This is a genomic window from Salsuginibacillus halophilus (genome assembly GCF_003014715.1).
Lineage (GTDB): Bacteria > Bacillota > Bacilli > Bacillales > Marinococcaceae > Salsuginibacillus > Salsuginibacillus halophilus.
Genome location: NZ_PYAV01000011.1, coordinates 1 through 16,509, shown reverse-complemented (window position 1 = coordinate 16,509; position 16,509 = coordinate 1). Strand labels below are relative to the sequence as shown.

Sequence of the window (16,509 nt, the reverse complement as noted above, 5' to 3'; positions counted from 1 at the left end):
CGCTTCAATATTCACGTGCTTGACTCCTCATCACTAGAAGTGAGCGGCTCAACCTCACCGTCTTCAGTCATAATTTCATTCATCTGCTCTTCCACCGCCTGCAGCTTCTCATGACACGTCTGCGACAGCTTCATCCCTTCTTGATACATTGCGATGGCTTTTTCAAGCGGGACTTCGCCTTCTTCTAGCTTATTCACGATCGCTTCAAGGGCTTCCATCGTTTCTTCAAACGTTTTTGTTTCATTCTCTTCTTCACTCATCATTTGTCGCTCCTTTCTCCGGACCGCCTGCAAGGGTTTCACCATCAACATCGTTTACGGTTGCCTGCACCCGGCCGTCAGCAACATAAATGTTTAGCTGCTCGTTTTGCGTAAGGTCCTGCGTAGAACGAACGAGTGCATCGTTTTCATTGTAAACGGCGCTGAAGCCGCGGCGCATAATTTTAACAGGGTTTAATAAATCAAGCCGGGTGGCGCGATGTTCAAACGCTGCCGTTTTCGTTTCATATGTTCGCTCCATCGCTTTGTGCAGTTTTTCAGCTAAAGCGGTGACATCTTTTTCGCCTTGCTTTACCTGCTGAGCCGGGTGTCTGCTTTTCAGCCTTGCTTCAAGCTGCATGTTTCGTTCGCGGGCCTGTGCCGTTGTGCGCGCTGTTTCCCGGGTAAGTCGCTCAAGTTTGTGATCAAGCTCCTGTTCTTTTTGCGCCAAGAGTTGCCGCGGGTAACGGAAGGCCTGGGACATGCGCAGACGCTCAAGCCGTTCACGTTCACGCTGTACTTGATGACCGATCAACTGCACGAGCCGGCCTTGAACGTATTCGATACGCTCAGCAAGCTGAGGTGCACTCGGAAGGGCAAGTTCAGCCGCGGCTGTCGGCGTGGGCGCACGTACATCAGCAGCAAAATCAGCTAATGTAACATCGGTTTCGTGACCGACTGCTGAAATGACAGGGACATGGCTCGCTGCGATTTCACGGACGACAGCTTCATCATTAAAGCCCCACAGCTCTTCGATTGAACCGCCGCCGCGCCCGACAATTACAGCATCAAACCGCTGCATGGCATTCACCCGTTTTAAGGCCTGCACAATGCTTGCAGGGGCTGAATCTCCTTGTACAGCGACCGGGAAAAGCGTAAGTTTCGTACGCGGAAACCGGCGCGCTGCGGTTGTACAAATATCGCGGATCACCGCACCGGTGCGCGATGTAATGATCGCTACTTCATCTGGGACTTCGACAAGCGGCTTCTTTAAGGTTTGATCAAACAATCCTTCTGCTTCAAGTTTTGTTTTCAACTGTTCATACGCTTGATACAACTGCCCGATGCCGTCCGGCTGCATGTCCTGCACGTACAGCTGGTACTGACCGAACGGTTCATACACGGACACTTTCCCTTGAATAACGACGCTCATCCCGTTTTCAGGCATGAACGCAAGCTGCCGGTTGTTGCCTTGAAACATAACCGCTGAAATTTTTGCACCTTGATCCTTTAACGTGAAATACATGTGCCCGCGGCTGTGGTGCTTAAAGTTTGAGATTTCACCAATTAAAAGCACTTGCTGCAGGGCGGGTGCTGTTTCAATGGTGCTTTTAATCGTTTTTGTTAACTGTGAAACCGTTAATGGCGTATCCTGCATGGCTTTTTCAGCTCCTAAGCTGTCTGCTCCTCAGCCGCTTGCAGTGTGTTGGCAAGAAGCATTGTAATTGTCATCGGACCGACCCCGCCGGGGACCGGTGTTAAGTGACCGGCCTGCCCTTGAACCGCCGCCTCATCAACATCTCCTGTCAATGTACCGTCTTCAAGCCGGCTGATGCCAACATCAATGACAACCGCCCCTTCTTTTATGTAGGTATCATCAACTAGGCCCGGCTTACCGATCGCAGAAATGACAATGTCCGCGCTTTTGGCAAGGTCCTTCATGTTCGGCGTACGCGAGTGACAAACCGTGACGGTCGCGTGTTCGTTTAATAACAGCTGCGCCATCGGCTTTCCGACAATGTTACTGCGGCCGAGCACGACAGCGTTTTTTCCGCTTAAAGTGATGTCGTAAGCTTTCAAAATTTCCATAATCCCTGCTGGTGTACACGGCAAAAGCGTTTTCTGACCGGTCACCATCCGACCCACGCTGATCGGGTGAAAGCCATCAACATCTTTGTCTGCTGAAATTTGTTCAATCACTTTCGACTCACTAATATGATCCGGCAGCGGCAGCTGAACGAGTATGCCGTGAATGTGAGGAGCTTCATTGTAATGACCAATCATATCAAGCAGCTCTTTTTCACTCACATCTGCACTTAAGTGTTGTTTTTCCGATAAAATACCAGCTTTTTCGCAAGCTTTCTCTTTCCCGCGGACGTAACTATGTGAAGCTGGATTATCACCGACGATGATCACAGCAAGACCCGGCGCAAAACCGCTTTTTGCTGTAAATTTTTCCACACCTTCACGAATGCTCTCTCTTTTTTTGGCGGCAAGGGCTTTGCCGTCTAAGCGTACCGTTTCCATTAAGGTCCCTCCTATCGTTCGATTTCTTGCATCACGCTTGAAAGCGCGCCGTTCACAAATTTTCCTGACTCCGTACCGCCAAAGGCTTTCGCAAGCTCAATAGCCTCATTCACACTTACGTGCAGCGGCACATCTTCACGGTGCATCATTTCATAAACAGAGGTGCGCATCACTGCACGATCCACCGTACCTAAGCGGTCAAGTGCCCAGTTGTCCAAGTGTTTGCCAAGCTTTGCATCAATTGACGCCTGCTCTTTTTCAACACCGCGGACAAGATCATATAAATACTCGTCTGCCGTTTCATCTTCTTCAAGTACACTGTTTACAGCTTCTTCAACGGCACTCGTTTCAATTAAATCAAGTTGAAACAACGCTTGTACCGCTCGAAGCCTTGCTACTCGTCGGTTCATTTTTCTAGCTCCTTTTTATCTTCTTTTCTCCGCGAAAAAAGGCCATCGTTTGAACGGCCCGCCTTTTCACACACGTTAACGTGAAAAACCGCCGATGGTAAACGATGGCCCTTGGTGGACCTTAGGATTCCTGCAGCTGCACATCCTCTTCATGCGTTTCAAACTGAATACCGACAACGTGGATGTTAATACTCTCAAGCGCCACAGATGTCATCGTTTTCAACGTATGTTCAATATTTTCCTGAATGTTCTTTGCAACTTCCGGCACACTCATACCGTAAAGGATAAAAACAGAAACATCGATCGTTACGCCGTTTTCACCGAGCTCGACTTTAATGCCTTTGCCGTGGTTCTTTTTGCCAAGACGTTCAGCAACACCTGTAGCAAAACCACCGCGAAGTGACGTTACACCTTCAACTTCTGAAGCTGCAATGCCGGCAATTACCTCAATGACTTCCGGTGAAATTTCTACTTTCCCAAGGTCGTTTTTGTGTTCTTCAATATCGAACATATGATTCTCGCTCACTGTCATCACTCCTCATGTAAAATAAATGGGGGATTGATCGATTAAGCTTCCGGATCTTCGGTTGTTTCAGGTTCTTCGGACTCCTGCTCAATTTTATACTGGCGGAAGACCGGATATTCTGAAAGGTTATCCGGGATTTTATGATTTTCAAGCAAAATGATTTTGACAGTGCCTTTGTTTTTCGCCATGTGATACGCTTCGCCGTATTCGTTTTCGTTCACATAACGTTTCAAGCTTTCATAATCTTCTTCTTGAATGGAAATTGGCATTGTATCGTCACCTTCTTCTTTTGGTTCAACGTAGCCAATATCAAATTCAACAATTTGTATATGATCATTTTTCATATTTCTCGTTTGTTCAAGAACCGCTTTGGCTCCTTCAGTTAAGTCATTCCATTCCATTTGCACAGCCGCTCCTTCATTTACGGATTCTAATCGATATCTCTGATTCGTGCTGTAATCATGATTAGTATATCACGTGCGGCCGGCGTTCAACCACCCCAAACCGACAGAGCTGTATTTTTTCTAAAGGATTCTCAATAACTGGTGAGCGGAAGTGATTCCGCTTTTCCATGCTGTCGCTTCAGGTTTGCTCACCGCTGGACCATCCTGCTCGAATTCGCTCCATTTTTGCCTGTGCGCGCTCCACTTTTGCCCGCGGCCGCTCCATCGCCCTCACTTTCGCTCCACTTTCGCCTGTGCGCGCTCCATTTTTGCCTGCGGCCGCTCCATCGCCCTCACTTTCGCTCCACTTTCGCCTCTGCACGCTCCAGCTCTCGTTATACAAACGCGTGAAGCTGCCCGCAGCGGGCAGCTTCAGCTTCATTTTTCAGTTTTACGGTTGGTGATAGCCGACAGCGACTTGAGTGGTACCGAAAGTTTCTGCGGCCATCCGGTTGAGTTTCACAGCTTCATCGCGGCTTAACGATTCAGCTTGAACGAGAATGCGGGTTTCTTCACCTTCAGCCATCACAACAGCATCCGGATAACCTTCGGCCTGAATTTGGCGCTCCATTTCTTCTTCCTGCTGCATCAACCGCTGCAGCGCCTCTTTTTCTTCGTGGACATCGTGTTTTTCACCTGCGCTTAATTCTTCAGAAGCAATCTGCTCCGTATAGGATTCCTGCATACGACTCCGGTTTTCCGCCCGTTCCATGCGAAGCTCGGCAAACAATGCGCCACCGGCTGCTTCAGTTTCAACGGAAGTGCCGCCTTTTGTTTCAGGTTCTTCTTCACCTAAAGCCGGGTCTTCTTCCTCAGAACCAGTGAGTTCCTCTTCCTCTTCTTCTAAAGCCGGATCTTCTTCATCAGCCGGCTCATCATCAAAGCCTTCAATTGTTACAGCAGCATCAGGGTTTTCTTCCACCCACTCTGCCCACGCATCACTTTCTTCTCCAACTTCTTCTCCGTCATCAACCATTTCGTCTGTTGCTTCCTGCATCGGTGCGGTCAAATAATACACACCAAGAACAACGAGCAGGCTGACCATTGTTAACAGCCAGACGGTCTGCTTTTTTAAAACCATTTATTCATCCTCCTCTACCTCAGATTTAGGCAGGACGGCCACCCGGTGATGACCGACATCCAGGGCCCTGGTGACAGCTTCAATCACCCATTCTTTCACTTTCATGTGCTCGACACCGTCAGCCACGACAAGCACGCCTGTCACTTCTGGTGTCCTTGTCTGCTTTAAAACCGGCTGGTCCGCATCACCTTGGCGCTCAAACACTATCGTTTCTTCTGCAGTGCCTTCCTCCACCCGCCGCTCACCGCCTTCCTGGTCAAGCTCATCCGTCTGCTGATGACGGGCGGTTCGATCTTTTTCAAACACTTTTTCTTCACTTCCAGCTGTTCGAATCATGACCTGCACGTTTGAAACCCCGGAAATGGCCTCTAAGTGATCTTGAAGTTCACCTTCAAACGCTGCTGCGTAGTCGTCGCCTGCTTTAAGACTGGTGCTCGTTTGCTCATTTTTTTCTTGATCTTCGGTTGATGAGTTGATTTCTTCACGTTCAGGTGTGATCGATATCTCCTGCTCCTCTGTCCCACCTGAAGAGATGAAAAGAATCACGACCCCGAAAATGATTAAAGCCCCGGCATAATAATATTTCAGTGGCAGGCGCCCACTTTTGAGGCGGTACCAGAAGCCGGCAGAAGTTTCATCTTCATTCGGTCGCTTCATGACGGCTCCTCCTCCCACACAAGCTCAAGGTCAGCTTCAGACATTTCCCACGCCTCTGCAAGAAGCATACGCACTTCTTCTTTTTGGCGGTCCACTTCTGTTTGCTCACCTTCATGCGCTTCATTTACAGCAATCGAAACCGAAGTGATCCCTTCTTCGGGCCCGTCTCGTTCGCTGGCGCCGAGCACAACATTGAGTTTACCTTCAGATTCAAACCGGCGTGCATCCACATCCCGCACCTCCAAACCAAACTCCGCCTGTAGCGTATCGTTGACGTCCTGCCCGAGCTGGACAGCCATCTGCTCTGAAATATATGCATCATGTCCAGCTTGTATTTCTTTTTTCTTCGCTTCAATTTCTTCGTTCAGCTGTTCAGTTTCAGCAGGAATCACCGGCAGCTTGTCCTCTAACGGTTCATTGATAAGATCAAACACCGGCTGCAAAAGTAAAAGCATTAAAATGAGCGACATGGCAAGTTCTGCGTAACGCTTCAAATTGGTCGCCGGCAGTAAAAGTTCCACAATCGCAGCAAGTAAGAGAAATAAAATTAAACTTGCAATCCATTCTGTGATATATGTCAAATGACTTCACCTCATCATTAAAGCCATGTTCCCTGAAGCGATAATCATGGTCAGTGCTAGAAAAAACATCAGCCCTACAACACTAAGTGCCGCAAACATAAACAAAACGGTTCGCCCGAGTAAGCTTAAGCAGTCAAGCATCGGCCCGCCGCCAAGTGGCTGCAGTACTGCCGCAGAGAGATAATAAACAGCAGCTAAAGCAAGCAGTTTGATTGCAGGAAATGCGCATATTAAAAATAAAATGAGCAGTCCCGCTGCGCCGACGGTGTTTTTCACGAGCATCGAGGCACCTAGTACCGTATCTGCTGCATCGGTGAAAATCCGCCCGACGATTGGAACGAAATTGCCGGCAATGTATTTGGCCGTGCGTACTGCGATCCCGTCACTTACGGCTGCAGTTGCTCCCTGCACCGAGATAACGCCGAGAAACACCGTTAAAAACAACCCAAGCAGCCCCATGGCCGTATTGCGAAGGAGGGCCGCCAGTTTTGTCAGCTGGAACCGTTCATTTAAAAAACTGACAATGGACAAAAGCGCTGATAAAAACAAAAGTGGCAGCACAACCGACTCGATGAGCAGCCCGCTCGTGTTCACAAAAAATATAATGAGCGGATGAAAGAGTGCCGCTGACGTAACCGCTCCAGTGGTGGCAAGAAGCGCAAGCATCATCGGTAAAAGGGCGATCATAAAGTGCACCATATTGCCGACAGCATCCCGGGCGTAGTCCATCGCGACATAAAAACTGTTGGCAACCAGGATAAACAGCACGATAAATACGACGCTGTAAGCAACGCGGCTCACGGTTTCCTGCTCGAAAGCGTTTTGCAAGGCTCGAAGCAGCGTGCTGAACACAGCAAGAAGGATCAATGTGCCAAGCAGCTGAATATTGGCGCTTAATTCGTGAAAGAAAAACTGGACACCTGCACTGATCCAGTCGCTAAGTTCCGTGCCGCCGTGTTCACTGACCCATTCACTGACGTCATCTTTTTCGCTTTCCGGAAGAAACGGACCGTACGACTGTGAAATTTCTTCCCAGAACTCTTCAACCTCTTCCATCCCAAGCCGTTCCAATTGTTCGTTTTGATAATCTTCCGGTGATTGTTCTTGAACATCAGCGCCTAGAAGCAACAGAAGCGCTGCAAGCATCACCAACAGTTTCATGACACGCTCGTCCCTTTCAGGCGGGAATGAGAGACAGTACGGTTTCAACGAGAACCCTGAAAATTGGAAGGGAAATGACAAGGATTAACACCTTGCCTGCAAGCTCAATTTTTGAGGCGATCGCTTCTTCACCAGCATCTCTTGTCATCTGCGCACCAAATTCTGTGATGTAGGCAATCCCGATAATTTTTAATACGGTATCTAAATACACAAGGTTAATATCTGTACTCGCTGCAATCGTTTCTAAAAGATAGAGAGCTTCGTAAATATAATCAACGAGAAACAGAAGCAGCACCGCCGCTACGGCGAGCGTTAAAAGAAACGCAAATACCGGCTGGTGCTCTTTCACAATTAATGAGAGAAACGCAGCGATTAAGCCGATCCCGACAATTTGTAAAATTTCTGCCGGCATACGTTAACCTCCGGAAAATAAAAAAATACTGCGGATCCGCTCAAACAAATCATTCACAATCGTTGCGACCATATAAAGGACGACGACAAAACCAATTAAGGTTACCCACTGCGCCCAGTCTTCCTTACCCATCTGCTTTAAAACGGTATGGATCATGGCCACGACGATGCCGATCCCGGCAATTTGAAAAATGGTATTTACGTCATACGCCACCTGCCTACCTCCTTTAGCCGGCGTTACACAAGCGCGATGATGACAAGCAGTCCCCCTAAAAACCCGAGCGACTTTGCCATCCGCTCATAACGGCTGCACATTTCCCGGGCACTTGCCTCTGCTTGACTGAGACGGGTAAGTGCTAAACGGATCTGTTTCTGCTGTTCGCTCCGCCCGAACCTGCCAAGCGTCTGGCCGAATTCGACCAATATGCTCGTGTCTTCACGCGTGAGTGCCCCTGCCGCTTGAACGCCGTCTGCACTTCGCTGCCACGCTTCTGCTGTCGTTTCCCCCTGTTCTTCCAATCGCCTGCTGAATTCGGAAAACAGCAAGCTAACAGGTGAATTCAGCTGACCTGCTAGTTTGTCCGAAGCTTCTTGAAGCGGAGTGGTGCCAAACATAATTTCAGCCTCAAGTGCCTGCAGTGCCGTCTGCAGCTGCCGGAGCTCGCGGGGGCGTTCGCGCAGACTGCGGCTCGCTTCAAACCCGATAAAGGTTGCGGCTGCAAGTACAATCAAAGCACCGACAAGCATCATGATGTCACCCCGCTCGTCTGCACCACCGCCTGACGCTTGCCGCGTGTATTTGATAAAACGACATACCGCTCAAACGCGCCTCGACTGAAGAGCGACTCAAGCATCAACCGGTTTCTTGCATCTTGAAGGCTTGCGCCATGGGCACTTGAAAATACACGAATTCCGGCCTGAAGCGCTTCTGTTACCGCTTTGGCATCAGCTTCACTGCCAATCTCATCAACAACGAGCACTTCCGGACTCATCGAGCGGATCATCATCATCATTCCTTCTGCTTTTGGACAGCGGTCAAGCACATCTACACGTTCACCGAACTGAAATGAAGGAACGCCGTGCACACTCGCTGCGATTTCCGAGCGCTCATCAACGATCCCGACTTTGTGCGGCAAAGCGTAGGGCTGATTCATCCCGACACTTGCCGAGCGGGCTAAATCACGGAGTAAAGATGTTTTCCCAGAAGCTGGCGGACCGATAATTAACGTGTTCAGCCAGGCGTCATCAAACAAATACGCATGCAGTGGTCGACTGATGCCGACGAGATCCTTCGCCGCCCGGATGTTAAAAGATGATACATTACGGATCGTCTCCACCCGGCCCCCGGTCACACTTGTCCGCCCGCACAGACCGACCCGGTGCCCGCCTGGCAGCGTAATAAAGCCTTGGCGGATCTCATCTTCATACGCGTAAACGGAATGCCGACTTAAACGTTCGAGCGTTTCGGCAGCATCTTGTGCGGTAAAGCATGCATCGCCTGCTTCCGGTGACAAAAAGCAGGACGCCCGGCCTGTGCTCACTTCTACTGCGCGACCTACCCGGAGGCGTATCTCTTCAAAGCCTCTCGTCAAGTTTTCTTCTTCCACAGCTTTAGCAAACCGCGCCGGCAGCACATGTTTTACCGGCTCCCACATCTGCGCTGTCTGCACAAACCTCCCTCCTTTCTCATCCGGCTTAACTGTGCTGATTTCATGTGTATGAAGAAAAAGACAGGCGTATCACTTTTTCTAGACACAAAAAAGACCGGCACCTCTCAAAAAGAGAGATGCCGGTCGCAGTGTGTAGACAAACTTTTGAAAAAGCTAAGACTGACTCCGCTATTCGGCGGACGCTTGCCTCGGGTACGGCCTCAACTTCCTCGGCAGGAAATCACTGCCTGCGGGATTTTCGGCTCGTACTGTTACCGTAGGCGTCGCCGCCGACGCTCGCCAGCCTTAAGTTGTTACATTGTCATGTAACCTTATAGAGTCTCTTATCAAAATATATCTACATAGGTGAAAGTCGTAAGTTGATGCTTTTAATGTAGATATGTTGTTGTTACCCCGGTAACGCGGGACAGCTTAAAAAGTGAGTCCCTTCGCGCACGAATCACACTACGCTGTGACAATTCGTCTTTGTATTTTTGTTTTACGCACACCACCGAGAAGAGCAACAGTCGAAGACCTCGCATGGAGCGGTTTTTTCACGCGCAAGCTGAAGCGTTGATCAGCGGCAAGGCAGACACGACGATATCAAGCGTAAGTGCTGATTGAGTCGATGTCGCACTTGTGCAATTGGGGAAAAATGAGTATATTTCCCGTGTCTAATATTTCAAGTATATCTTATAGAACCGCCTGCGGAGCTCGGAGCAATAAGCTGTGCGTGAATCTTAGGTTTTGTACTTTGCCAGCAATGTGAAACGGCACCTCTCAAAAAGAGAGATGCCGGTCGGTGCTGCTTCAAGTTAGGAAGAAGCGCGGGATAAGTATTCACCTTTTTTCGTGTCCACCACGACCACGTCGCCTTCGTTAACGAAAAATGGCACTTGAACTTTGTAGCCTGTTTCAAGTACAGCCGGTTTCGAGCCGCCGGAAGCTGTGTCACCTTTGATGCCAGGGTCGGTTTCTTCAACTTTCAGCTCTACGTTATTCGGCAGTTCTACACCGAGAACTTCATCACCGTATGTGATGATGCTGACCTCCATGTTTTCTTTCAGGAAGTTTAATTCATATTCGAGCTGCTTTGTGGAAAGCTCCACCTGCTCAAACGATGTTGTATCCATAAACGCATGCTCATCACCGCTTGAATATAAGTACTGCATTTTGCTCTTTTCAATGTGCGCCCGGTTTACTTTTTCACCAGCGCGGAACGTTTTCTCTTGAATATTTCCTGTCCGAAGGCTGCGCAGTTTTGAACGTACAAAAGCTGCACCTTTGCCAGGCTTGACGTGTTGAAAATCAACAACCTGCCAAATATCATTTTCTACTTCAATGGTTAAGCCTGTTTTAAAATCATTTACAGAAATCATGCCAAAATTCCACCTTTATAGAAGTCGTTGCGCCTCTACTATACCACAGCCTGCGGCATCTGTAACGTTATTCCCCGAGAATGATCAAGTCTTTCGGCGACGTCGTTAAACGGCTGCAGCCATCTTTTGTGATTACAACATCATCTTCAATTCTAGTGCCGCCGGTTCCTTCAACGTAAATGCCAGGCTCTACTGTGACAACCATCCCCTCTTCAAGGGTTTGTGAACCTTTTGGCGATAGACGCGGCCCTTCATGCACTTCCATGCCAAGGCCGTGACCAAGCCCATGTCCGAAATACGGCCCGTAACCTTCAGCTTGAATGTAGTCACGGGCGACCGCATCCGCTTCAACTCCCGTCATTCCCGGCTTAAGGTGTTCAAGGGCTTTCACTTGGGCAGCATGCACGGTGTCATATATGCGGCGCAGCTCTTCAGACGGCTCGCCGACAGCAAACGTCCGGGTAATATCCGAGCAGTAGCCGTTGTAGTAAGCGCCGAAATCAAGCGTGACAAGTTCACCTTTTTCAATTTGCTTCGTGCTTGCGACCCCGTGCGGCAGTGCACTGCGGTAGCCTGAAGCAACGATAATATCAAATGATGAAGAAACAGCTCCTTGCCGGCGCATGAAAAACTCCAGCTCATTTGAGATTTCGATCTCTTCAACCCCAGGCCGGATAAACGATTGAATATGTTCAAAAGCACGATCAGCAATGGCAGCTGCGTCTTTTAACACAGCAAGCTCTTCATCTGTTTTTATCATCCGCACGCTTTCAACAATGCCTGCAACCGGCTTTAATTCAGCCTGAATATAGGTTTGATAAGCTTCAAACTGAGCGTATGTGACCGCCTCTTTTTCAAATCCGAGCGTTTGGATCCCGCGCTGCTTCACAGCCTCACCTACGGCTTCAGCAAGTCCGCCGGCCTGCTTTTCGACCGTAAACCCTTCACATTGGGCTTCAGCCTGCGACGTGTAGCGGAAGTCAGTGACCAGTACCGCTTCTTCGCGGGTAATCAAAGCTGCGCCTGACGTTCCAGTAAAGCCTGAAACGTAACGGCGGTTGGCACTGCTTTCAATCACGAGCGCATCGAGTGCATGCTCATTCATTTTTTGACGGATTTTTTCTAAACGGTTCATAATCCTCCCCCTTATCGCTTTTCATTTTATGTACCCGGCCAAAAAACTTTCGGCCGGTTGTGAACTGTTAGAATAATCGCACGTCTAGCCTACCATAAAATGCAAAACTTGAACAGCTTAGGCCTTTTTCTGCTGTCGCCGCAATTCATTCTCGTAAATAATGGAGTATCCGATAAACAAGCCATACAATATGAAAATACTAAGCGTACTAAGCACCGTGGTTGGATGCATGGCAGGTACCGGATGAAGTTGTGTCAGCCATGGGTTAAGTCCGTAATAAACGAGGAGCCAAAGCGCCGCGCCAAACAAGATCCCGGCAAACATATGCTGAATAAATGCGAGAAGGTAAGCATAAATAAACGAGACAACAATCGATAACACGGCAATTACAAGGACGGCTGCTGCTTGTGCGTGCGGAGTTGAAAGCCACGAGCTGCTTGTAAACCAGGAGAATATAAACGCCGGCCCTGCTTGTACGAATGAAAAAACTTCTGCAACCCACCCGGTGACCCCGGCAAGCAGCCCGGCGGTTAAACCGAGCACCGCTAAGTAAGCCGGATAAGAAAGTGCTTGTGCTGTTGTTTTCAAACCATCACCACCTCTGTTTCGTAGTATAAACGGCTTGAAATGGTTCATACGCATAAAATAAGCTTTTTACAACCCTTGTAAATTTCATGTGTAAAACCATATGTTTCAGGGAAAGGTAGCAGTACTACAGCAACGAAATTACGGACTTGCAAATTCCGTTCGGACCAGGCACAAGTTATGCAATTTGAACAATGCTAGCAGTAGCACACATCTCCTTTGTTCGTGTACAATAAAACCAACGTTCACACCGATGAGTTGCTTAAAATTTTTGGAGGTGACAACGCCATGTCAAAAGTGATCCGCCAGCCGCTTTTATTTTTAATATTCGGGTTGGCCATACTTGGCCTTGGTAACCAGCTGCTAACCAACCCCGGCGGCCTCGTCATTTCGCTGCTCATAGGCGCAGCTGTCGCGGTCGGGCTGTACTATTTGTTAACCCGCGTTGTGTTAAAACGGATGGCCGGCGGTCCGGCCGGCGGTTCGCAGCCCGTTTCAAAAGGGCGAGGCGCCGCCCCTGCCCGCTCAAGCCGCCCAGCACCGACAAAAGGTGCAAATGTAGCAAAAGCTGAAAGCGCAAAACGTAAGCCAGCCCGTAAACGGAGCGAAGCGGAACTGAAAGTGATTGAAGGAAACAAAAACAAGAAAAAAGACCGGGCCCATTCGTAGTTTTGGCTCGGTCTTTTTGCACGGGTAGAGGAGAAAGGGGGAGCATGTATGACATCGGCTGCTGATGCACTGTCATTGGTTGTACCATTTTCGGAACCTGCTTGGTATTATTTGATCATTATTCCGCTGATTTACTGGTTAGTTGATAAAAGTGCAGGATTCCGGCTTTTTGTATTATTTTTACTTTCCATGTATTTAAACGTTTTTGCACGTACCATGCCACAGCTGCAAGAAGGTTCTGTGCCGCTTTTCAACCTTGAAGGACCGTTGATACCTGACCCGCACGTGCAGGCAGGCGCAACCGTCCTCGGTTTTTTCATTCTAGAATTTTCACAACGGAAAATAACTTGGGCTGCTTTTGGCGGTATCATCTTTATTTCTATTGTCGTTTACATGAACGGTACGCATTTGTTTGAAATCGGCACAAGTCTTGTGCTCGCAGGTTTTCTCGTTTTCGCTTCATTTCGGTCGCTTGATTGGACCGGATCCATGCCCGATACTTACAAGCTTGCCCTTGCCTTCGTGCTTCCCTCAGCACTTCTTTTACTTCTTCCGGAAAGTGCGTTGTATGCCGGACTGCTGCTTGGGATTAGCTTAGGCGTGGTGTTTGAACAGCTGAAAATTCGATTTTTTGTACGTTCCCGCGGGCGCCGGGCGCTTGCAGGATTGATCGGCACCAGCGGCGTACTCGTGCTGCTTTGGACCGCCTCAACCTTTATGCAGACAGTACTTTCACAATTTTTAATTAGCATATTGCTTGGGTTATGGATTACTCTCTTCGCACCTTGGTTATTTACGATAACAGGTATTTTCACACAAGCTGGCCAGCGGATCGAAAACTAATGCTTACGGATAGGTGAGCTCCGCCCAAGCCTTCGGGTAATATGATCTTCAGCTGCCTTTTCACCAAGTTCAATCAACGCCGGCAGGTCTTCTGCGACTGCTTGAAAATCCGTTGCTTTTAGTTGATCTGCCGGGATAAACACAATGTGCTCTGCATCTGTCTGTTTAATGTAGCGCAAGTCATGAGCTTTTCGCATCGTCTCAAACAGCGATTTATACATTTCCACTGCATTTTCAATCGGCCGCCTTGCAGCCGCGTCAATTTCAGGTTTTAATTGAAACCCGATTAAAGGCCGGCGTAATTTTTCCTGCTCGTTTTTAAACAGCCAAAGAGGAAAATTGCTCAACACACCGCCATCAACAACGTAAACACACCTTCCCCGCCCTTGTTTTAATTTGACCGGCTCAAAAAAGTACGGCAGCGCACAGCTCATGCGTACAGCCTTTGCAATTGGAAAGGTGTCTGGGTTATAGCCGTATTCTTTCAAGTCATCTGGAAGCACCATAAACCGGCCGGCGCTCAAATCAGATGCCACGATTCTCAGGCTTCCTTCAGGTAGATCGCGGAATGTGCGCACCATTTTTTTTGCAAGCAGCTCCTCTATCCATTCCTCGAGCGCTTCTCCTTTATATAAACCGAGTCGCCAGTACACACTCAACCAGTGCGTGAGCCGGCAGAGCCGGGCAGGAAACGGTGCATCAAGCAGCGCGTTTGGATCGGTGTTTTTCACAATTTCCAGCAGCTCATCACTTGTGTAGCCAGCCTTAACGAGCGCAGCTGTTAACGCACCAGCACTTGTACCCGCTACCCTGTTCATACTTAAATTTTTCTGTTCCATGGCACGCAGTGCACCTATAAATGCGACAGCTTTCACCCCGCCGCCGGCAAACACAGCATCGACGTTCACGGTGCATACCCCCTCCTCTTATAGGCATATGCCGCTATGCTGTCTTTGGTGCCTATCCAAAAAAAGAACCTTTCTCTAAGAGAAAGGATCAGACTGTCGACAAAGTATAAAGCCAAACATTTATGGGCAGCTTACTTCCTCAAGTTCCGGGCTGTTGTATGAAGAGGATAAAAACCCAATCATGAACGTGACCAACACTACCGACGGACGCTTTCCCGAGGGCTTGGCTTCAGCTAACTTGTTCGATTGATTCATTCGAACAAGTGGATCTTCAGCCTTCGCTTGATCCTCTGGGAGTCGCCGTCTTTCGTTTCGGTCACTTTTACATTTGTATATGGTTCGTTTGATCACTCATAAAGCGTCATGATGAAAAGAATTCATGTAGATATTGCTTAATCACAAGAATCTTTACAATTGATGACCTTCAAACTACATAAGGCTGACAAGCGTCGGCGACGCCACCAGGAACAGCGCGAGCCGAAAATCCTGCAGCCAGTGACTTTCTGCCGAGGAGGTTGAGTCGGTGACGGAGGCTAAGAAGATACGGTGACTTCAAGCTTTAGCGTAGATCAAATCGGTGTCACACTTGTGCCATCCGGGTGCAAGCGTCCGCGGAAAAGCGACGTCTGCCTTCGCTTTTCTTAAAAGTTTGTCTACACGCTGCACCTTTCTCTTGGAGAAAGGTTCTTTTAGGTGCATCAACACTTGAAGTTTAGCCTTCTTCTTTTTTCTGGGTCGTGCGCAAGTCTTCGATCCGGCTTTCGTCTTCGCGAAAGTACTGCACTAAGTCACCGATCCGGTCGATCGCATCCCAGCTTAAGTGATGCTCAATGCCTTCAACGTCTGCATAAATATTGTCATGTTCGACGTTAATAATATGTAAAAAATCTTCGAGCAGCTCATGACGATAGACGAGCCGTTTTCCGATCTTCTTTCCTTTCGGTGTTAACATTAAGCCGCGGTATTTTTCATAAATTAAGTATTCCCGCTGCCCAAGTTTCTGCACCATTTTTGTTACCGAAGACGGGTGCACATCGAGCGTTTCTGCAATATCTGAAACGCGGGCGTAGCCTTTGTCTTCAATGAGTTTATAAATTCGCTCTAAATAATCTTCCATACTGGGTGTTGGCATGGTGCTTCCCCCAATGCTAAGCATTCCCCGTCTGTAGACGGATTCTATTTCATTGTACCGGATTGCAAAGCACTCGGCAACGGCAGGACAGTTTTCAAATATCAAGATCGTGCCTCGCTCACCTGAGGTCGTGCTTCGCTCCCCTGAGATCGTGCTTCGCTCCCCCAAGATCGTGCCTCGCTCCCCTAAGATCGTGCTTCGCTCCCCTGAGGTCGTGCTTCGCTCACCTGAGGTCGTGCTTCACCCGCCTGAGATCGTGCCTCGCTCACCTGAGGTCGTGCTTCGCTCACCTGAGATCGTGCTTCGCTCCCCTGAGATCGTGCCTCGCTCCCCTGAGATCTGAAGTTAGTATAAATAGTGGACACGGCACATTGGCACATGGTTACATGAAAGACAACAATGATAAAGGGCGTGAACCTTATGGCCAAAGCTAAG

The 16,509-nt window shown here is 48.8% G+C and carries 22 protein-coding genes; 2 read left to right on the top strand and 20 right to left on the bottom strand.

What is annotated here, in order from left to right:
- Window positions 1–11: 11 nt before the first annotated feature.
- The 18 genes from xseB to B0H94_RS11025 all read right to left on the bottom strand — a co-directional run bounded on the left by xseB (window position 12) and on the right by B0H94_RS11025 (window position 12,525).
- Window positions 12–260: an exodeoxyribonuclease VII small subunit gene (gene xseB, locus B0H94_RS11110; RefSeq protein WP_427909949.1), complete on the bottom strand. Its 249-nt coding sequence runs from the start codon at window positions 258–260 to the stop codon at window positions 12–14.
- Window positions 253–1,635: an exodeoxyribonuclease VII large subunit gene (xseA, locus tag B0H94_RS11105; RefSeq protein ID WP_106589344.1), complete on the bottom strand. Its 1,383-nt coding sequence runs from the start codon at window positions 1,633–1,635 to the stop codon at window positions 253–255. The genes xseB and xseA overlap by 8 nt, the downstream gene beginning before the upstream one ends.
- Before the next feature lie 14 nt (window positions 1,636–1,649).
- The gene (folD, locus tag B0H94_RS11100) at window positions 1,650–2,504 is read right to left on the bottom strand and encodes a bifunctional methylenetetrahydrofolate dehydrogenase/methenyltetrahydrofolate cyclohydrolase FolD (protein ID WP_106589343.1); all 855 of its coding nucleotides are present in this window, start codon (window positions 2,502–2,504) and stop codon (window positions 1,650–1,652) included.
- Between the two features lie 11 nt (window positions 2,505–2,515).
- Window positions 2,516–2,914, bottom strand: a complete 399-nt coding sequence (gene nusB / locus B0H94_RS11095; RefSeq protein ID WP_106589342.1) for a transcription antitermination factor NusB — start codon at window positions 2,912–2,914, stop codon at window positions 2,516–2,518.
- A gap of 121 nt (window positions 2,915–3,035) precedes the next feature.
- The gene (locus tag B0H94_RS11090; protein ID WP_106589341.1) at window positions 3,036–3,440 is read right to left on the bottom strand and encodes an Asp23/Gls24 family envelope stress response protein; all 405 of its coding nucleotides are present in this window, start codon (window positions 3,438–3,440) and stop codon (window positions 3,036–3,038) included.
- A gap of 41 nt (window positions 3,441–3,481) precedes the next feature.
- Entirely contained in the window at window positions 3,482–3,841 is a 360-nt protein-coding gene (locus B0H94_RS11085) for a hypothetical protein (RefSeq protein ID WP_106589340.1), read from the bottom strand.
- Window positions 3,842–4,022: 181 nt separating this feature from the next.
- A complete protein-coding gene (locus B0H94_RS11080; RefSeq protein ID WP_106589339.1) occupies window positions 4,023–4,205 on the bottom strand; it encodes a hypothetical protein in 183 nt (60 codons plus the stop codon).
- A 69-nt stretch (window positions 4,206–4,274) separates the two neighbouring features.
- A complete protein-coding gene (locus B0H94_RS11075; protein ID WP_106589338.1) occupies window positions 4,275–4,964 on the bottom strand; it encodes a SpoIIIAH-like family protein in 690 nt (229 codons plus the stop codon).
- Entirely contained in the window at window positions 4,965–5,621 is a 657-nt protein-coding gene (spoIIIAG, locus tag B0H94_RS11070; RefSeq protein ID WP_106589337.1) for a stage III sporulation protein AG, read from the bottom strand. It lies immediately after the preceding gene.
- A complete protein-coding gene (gene spoIIIAF / locus B0H94_RS11065) occupies window positions 5,618–6,202 on the bottom strand; it encodes a stage III sporulation protein AF (protein ID WP_106589336.1) in 585 nt (194 codons plus the stop codon). Before spoIIIAF ends, spoIIIAG begins: the two co-directional genes overlap by 4 nt.
- Before the next feature lie 6 nt (window positions 6,203–6,208).
- Complete coding sequence (gene spoIIIAE, locus B0H94_RS11060) at window positions 6,209–7,363, bottom strand: stage III sporulation protein AE (RefSeq protein WP_106589335.1); 1,155 nt, start codon at window positions 7,361–7,363, stop codon at window positions 6,209–6,211.
- Window positions 7,364–7,379: 16 nt separating this feature from the next.
- Window positions 7,380–7,775: a stage III sporulation protein AD gene (gene spoIIIAD / locus B0H94_RS11055; protein WP_106589334.1), complete on the bottom strand. Its 396-nt coding sequence runs from the start codon at window positions 7,773–7,775 to the stop codon at window positions 7,380–7,382.
- A gap of 3 nt (window positions 7,776–7,778) precedes the next feature.
- The gene (spoIIIAC, locus tag B0H94_RS11050; protein WP_106589333.1) at window positions 7,779–7,988 is read right to left on the bottom strand and encodes a stage III sporulation protein AC; all 210 of its coding nucleotides are present in this window, start codon (window positions 7,986–7,988) and stop codon (window positions 7,779–7,781) included.
- A gap of 23 nt (window positions 7,989–8,011) precedes the next feature.
- The gene (gene spoIIIAB, locus B0H94_RS11045) at window positions 8,012–8,524 is read right to left on the bottom strand and encodes a stage III sporulation protein SpoIIIAB (RefSeq protein ID WP_106589332.1); all 513 of its coding nucleotides are present in this window, start codon (window positions 8,522–8,524) and stop codon (window positions 8,012–8,014) included.
- Window positions 8,521–9,444 (bottom strand): stage III sporulation protein AA, encoded by a 924-nt coding sequence (spoIIIAA, locus tag B0H94_RS11040; RefSeq protein ID WP_245893985.1) that lies wholly within the window; start codon window positions 9,442–9,444, stop codon window positions 8,521–8,523. Before spoIIIAA ends, spoIIIAB begins: the two co-directional genes overlap by 4 nt.
- Before the next feature lie 794 nt (window positions 9,445–10,238).
- Window positions 10,239–10,802, bottom strand: a complete 564-nt coding sequence (efp, locus tag B0H94_RS11035; RefSeq protein ID WP_106589331.1) for an elongation factor P — start codon at window positions 10,800–10,802, stop codon at window positions 10,239–10,241.
- Between the two features lie 67 nt (window positions 10,803–10,869).
- The gene (locus B0H94_RS11030) at window positions 10,870–11,937 is read right to left on the bottom strand and encodes a M24 family metallopeptidase (protein ID WP_106589330.1); all 1,068 of its coding nucleotides are present in this window, start codon (window positions 11,935–11,937) and stop codon (window positions 10,870–10,872) included.
- Between the two features lie 117 nt (window positions 11,938–12,054).
- Window positions 12,055–12,525, bottom strand: a complete 471-nt coding sequence (locus tag B0H94_RS11025; RefSeq protein ID WP_181315374.1) for a YqhR family membrane protein — start codon at window positions 12,523–12,525, stop codon at window positions 12,055–12,057.
- A gap of 285 nt (window positions 12,526–12,810) precedes the next feature.
- Here B0H94_RS11025 and B0H94_RS11020 point away from each other — a divergent pair, with 285 nt between their 5' ends.
- The gene (locus B0H94_RS11020) at window positions 12,811–13,191 is read left to right on the top strand and encodes an SA1362 family protein (RefSeq protein WP_106589328.1); all 381 of its coding nucleotides are present in this window, start codon (window positions 12,811–12,813) and stop codon (window positions 13,189–13,191) included.
- Window positions 13,192–13,239: 48 nt separating this feature from the next.
- Window positions 13,240–14,034: a phosphatase PAP2 family protein gene (locus B0H94_RS11015; protein WP_106589327.1), complete on the top strand. Its 795-nt coding sequence runs from the start codon at window positions 13,240–13,242 to the stop codon at window positions 14,032–14,034.
- Here B0H94_RS11015 and B0H94_RS11010 read toward each other — a convergent pair.
- Together B0H94_RS11010 and mntR are read right to left on the bottom strand one after the other, a co-directional pair.
- Window positions 14,031–14,942: a patatin-like phospholipase family protein gene (locus B0H94_RS11010; RefSeq protein WP_106589326.1), complete on the bottom strand. Its 912-nt coding sequence runs from the start codon at window positions 14,940–14,942 to the stop codon at window positions 14,031–14,033. The genes B0H94_RS11015 and B0H94_RS11010 overlap by 4 nt on opposite strands.
- Before the next feature lie 712 nt (window positions 14,943–15,654).
- Window positions 15,655–16,074, bottom strand: a complete 420-nt coding sequence (mntR, locus tag B0H94_RS11005) for a transcriptional regulator MntR (protein WP_106589325.1) — start codon at window positions 16,072–16,074, stop codon at window positions 15,655–15,657.
- Window positions 16,075–16,509: the final 435 nt, after the last annotated feature.

Excerpts from the sequence above, each read along its gene's own strand:
- xseB (WP_427909949.1), bottom strand. The coding sequence starts at position 260 with ATGAGTGAAGAAGAGAATGAAACAAAAACGTTTGAAGAAACGATGGAA.
- xseA (WP_106589344.1), bottom strand. The coding sequence starts at position 1,635 with ATGCAGGATACGCCATTAACGGTTTCACAGTTAACAAAAACGATTAAA.
- folD (WP_106589343.1), bottom strand. The coding sequence starts at position 2,504 with ATGGAAACGGTACGCTTAGACGGCAAAGCCCTTGCCGCCAAAAAAAGA.
- nusB (WP_106589342.1), bottom strand. The coding sequence starts at position 2,914 with ATGAACCGACGAGTAGCAAGGCTTCGAGCGGTACAAGCGTTGTTTCAA.
- B0H94_RS11085 (WP_106589340.1), bottom strand. The coding sequence starts at position 3,841 with ATGGAATGGAATGACTTAACTGAAGGAGCCAAAGCGGTTCTTGAACAA.
- B0H94_RS11075 (WP_106589338.1), bottom strand. The coding sequence starts at position 4,964 with ATGGTTTTAAAAAAGCAGACCGTCTGGCTGTTAACAATGGTCAGCCTG.
- spoIIIAG (WP_106589337.1), bottom strand. The coding sequence starts at position 5,621 with ATGAAGCGACCGAATGAAGATGAAACTTCTGCCGGCTTCTGGTACCGC.
- spoIIIAE (WP_106589335.1), bottom strand. The coding sequence starts at position 7,363 with ATGAAACTGTTGGTGATGCTTGCAGCGCTTCTGTTGCTTCTAGGCGCT.
- spoIIIAD (WP_106589334.1), bottom strand. The coding sequence starts at position 7,775 with ATGCCGGCAGAAATTTTACAAATTGTCGGGATCGGCTTAATCGCTGCG.
- spoIIIAB (WP_106589332.1), bottom strand. The coding sequence starts at position 8,524 with ATGATGCTTGTCGGTGCTTTGATTGTACTTGCAGCCGCAACCTTTATC.
- efp (WP_106589331.1), bottom strand. The coding sequence starts at position 10,802 with ATGATTTCTGTAAATGATTTTAAAACAGGCTTAACCATTGAAGTAGAA.
- B0H94_RS11030 (WP_106589330.1), bottom strand. The coding sequence starts at position 11,937 with ATGAACCGTTTAGAAAAAATCCGTCAAAAAATGAATGAGCATGCACTC.
- B0H94_RS11020 (WP_106589328.1), top strand. The coding sequence starts at position 12,811 with ATGTCAAAAGTGATCCGCCAGCCGCTTTTATTTTTAATATTCGGGTTG.
- B0H94_RS11015 (WP_106589327.1), top strand. The coding sequence starts at position 13,240 with ATGACATCGGCTGCTGATGCACTGTCATTGGTTGTACCATTTTCGGAA.
- mntR (WP_106589325.1), bottom strand. The coding sequence starts at position 16,074 with ATGCCAACACCCAGTATGGAAGATTATTTAGAGCGAATTTATAAACTC.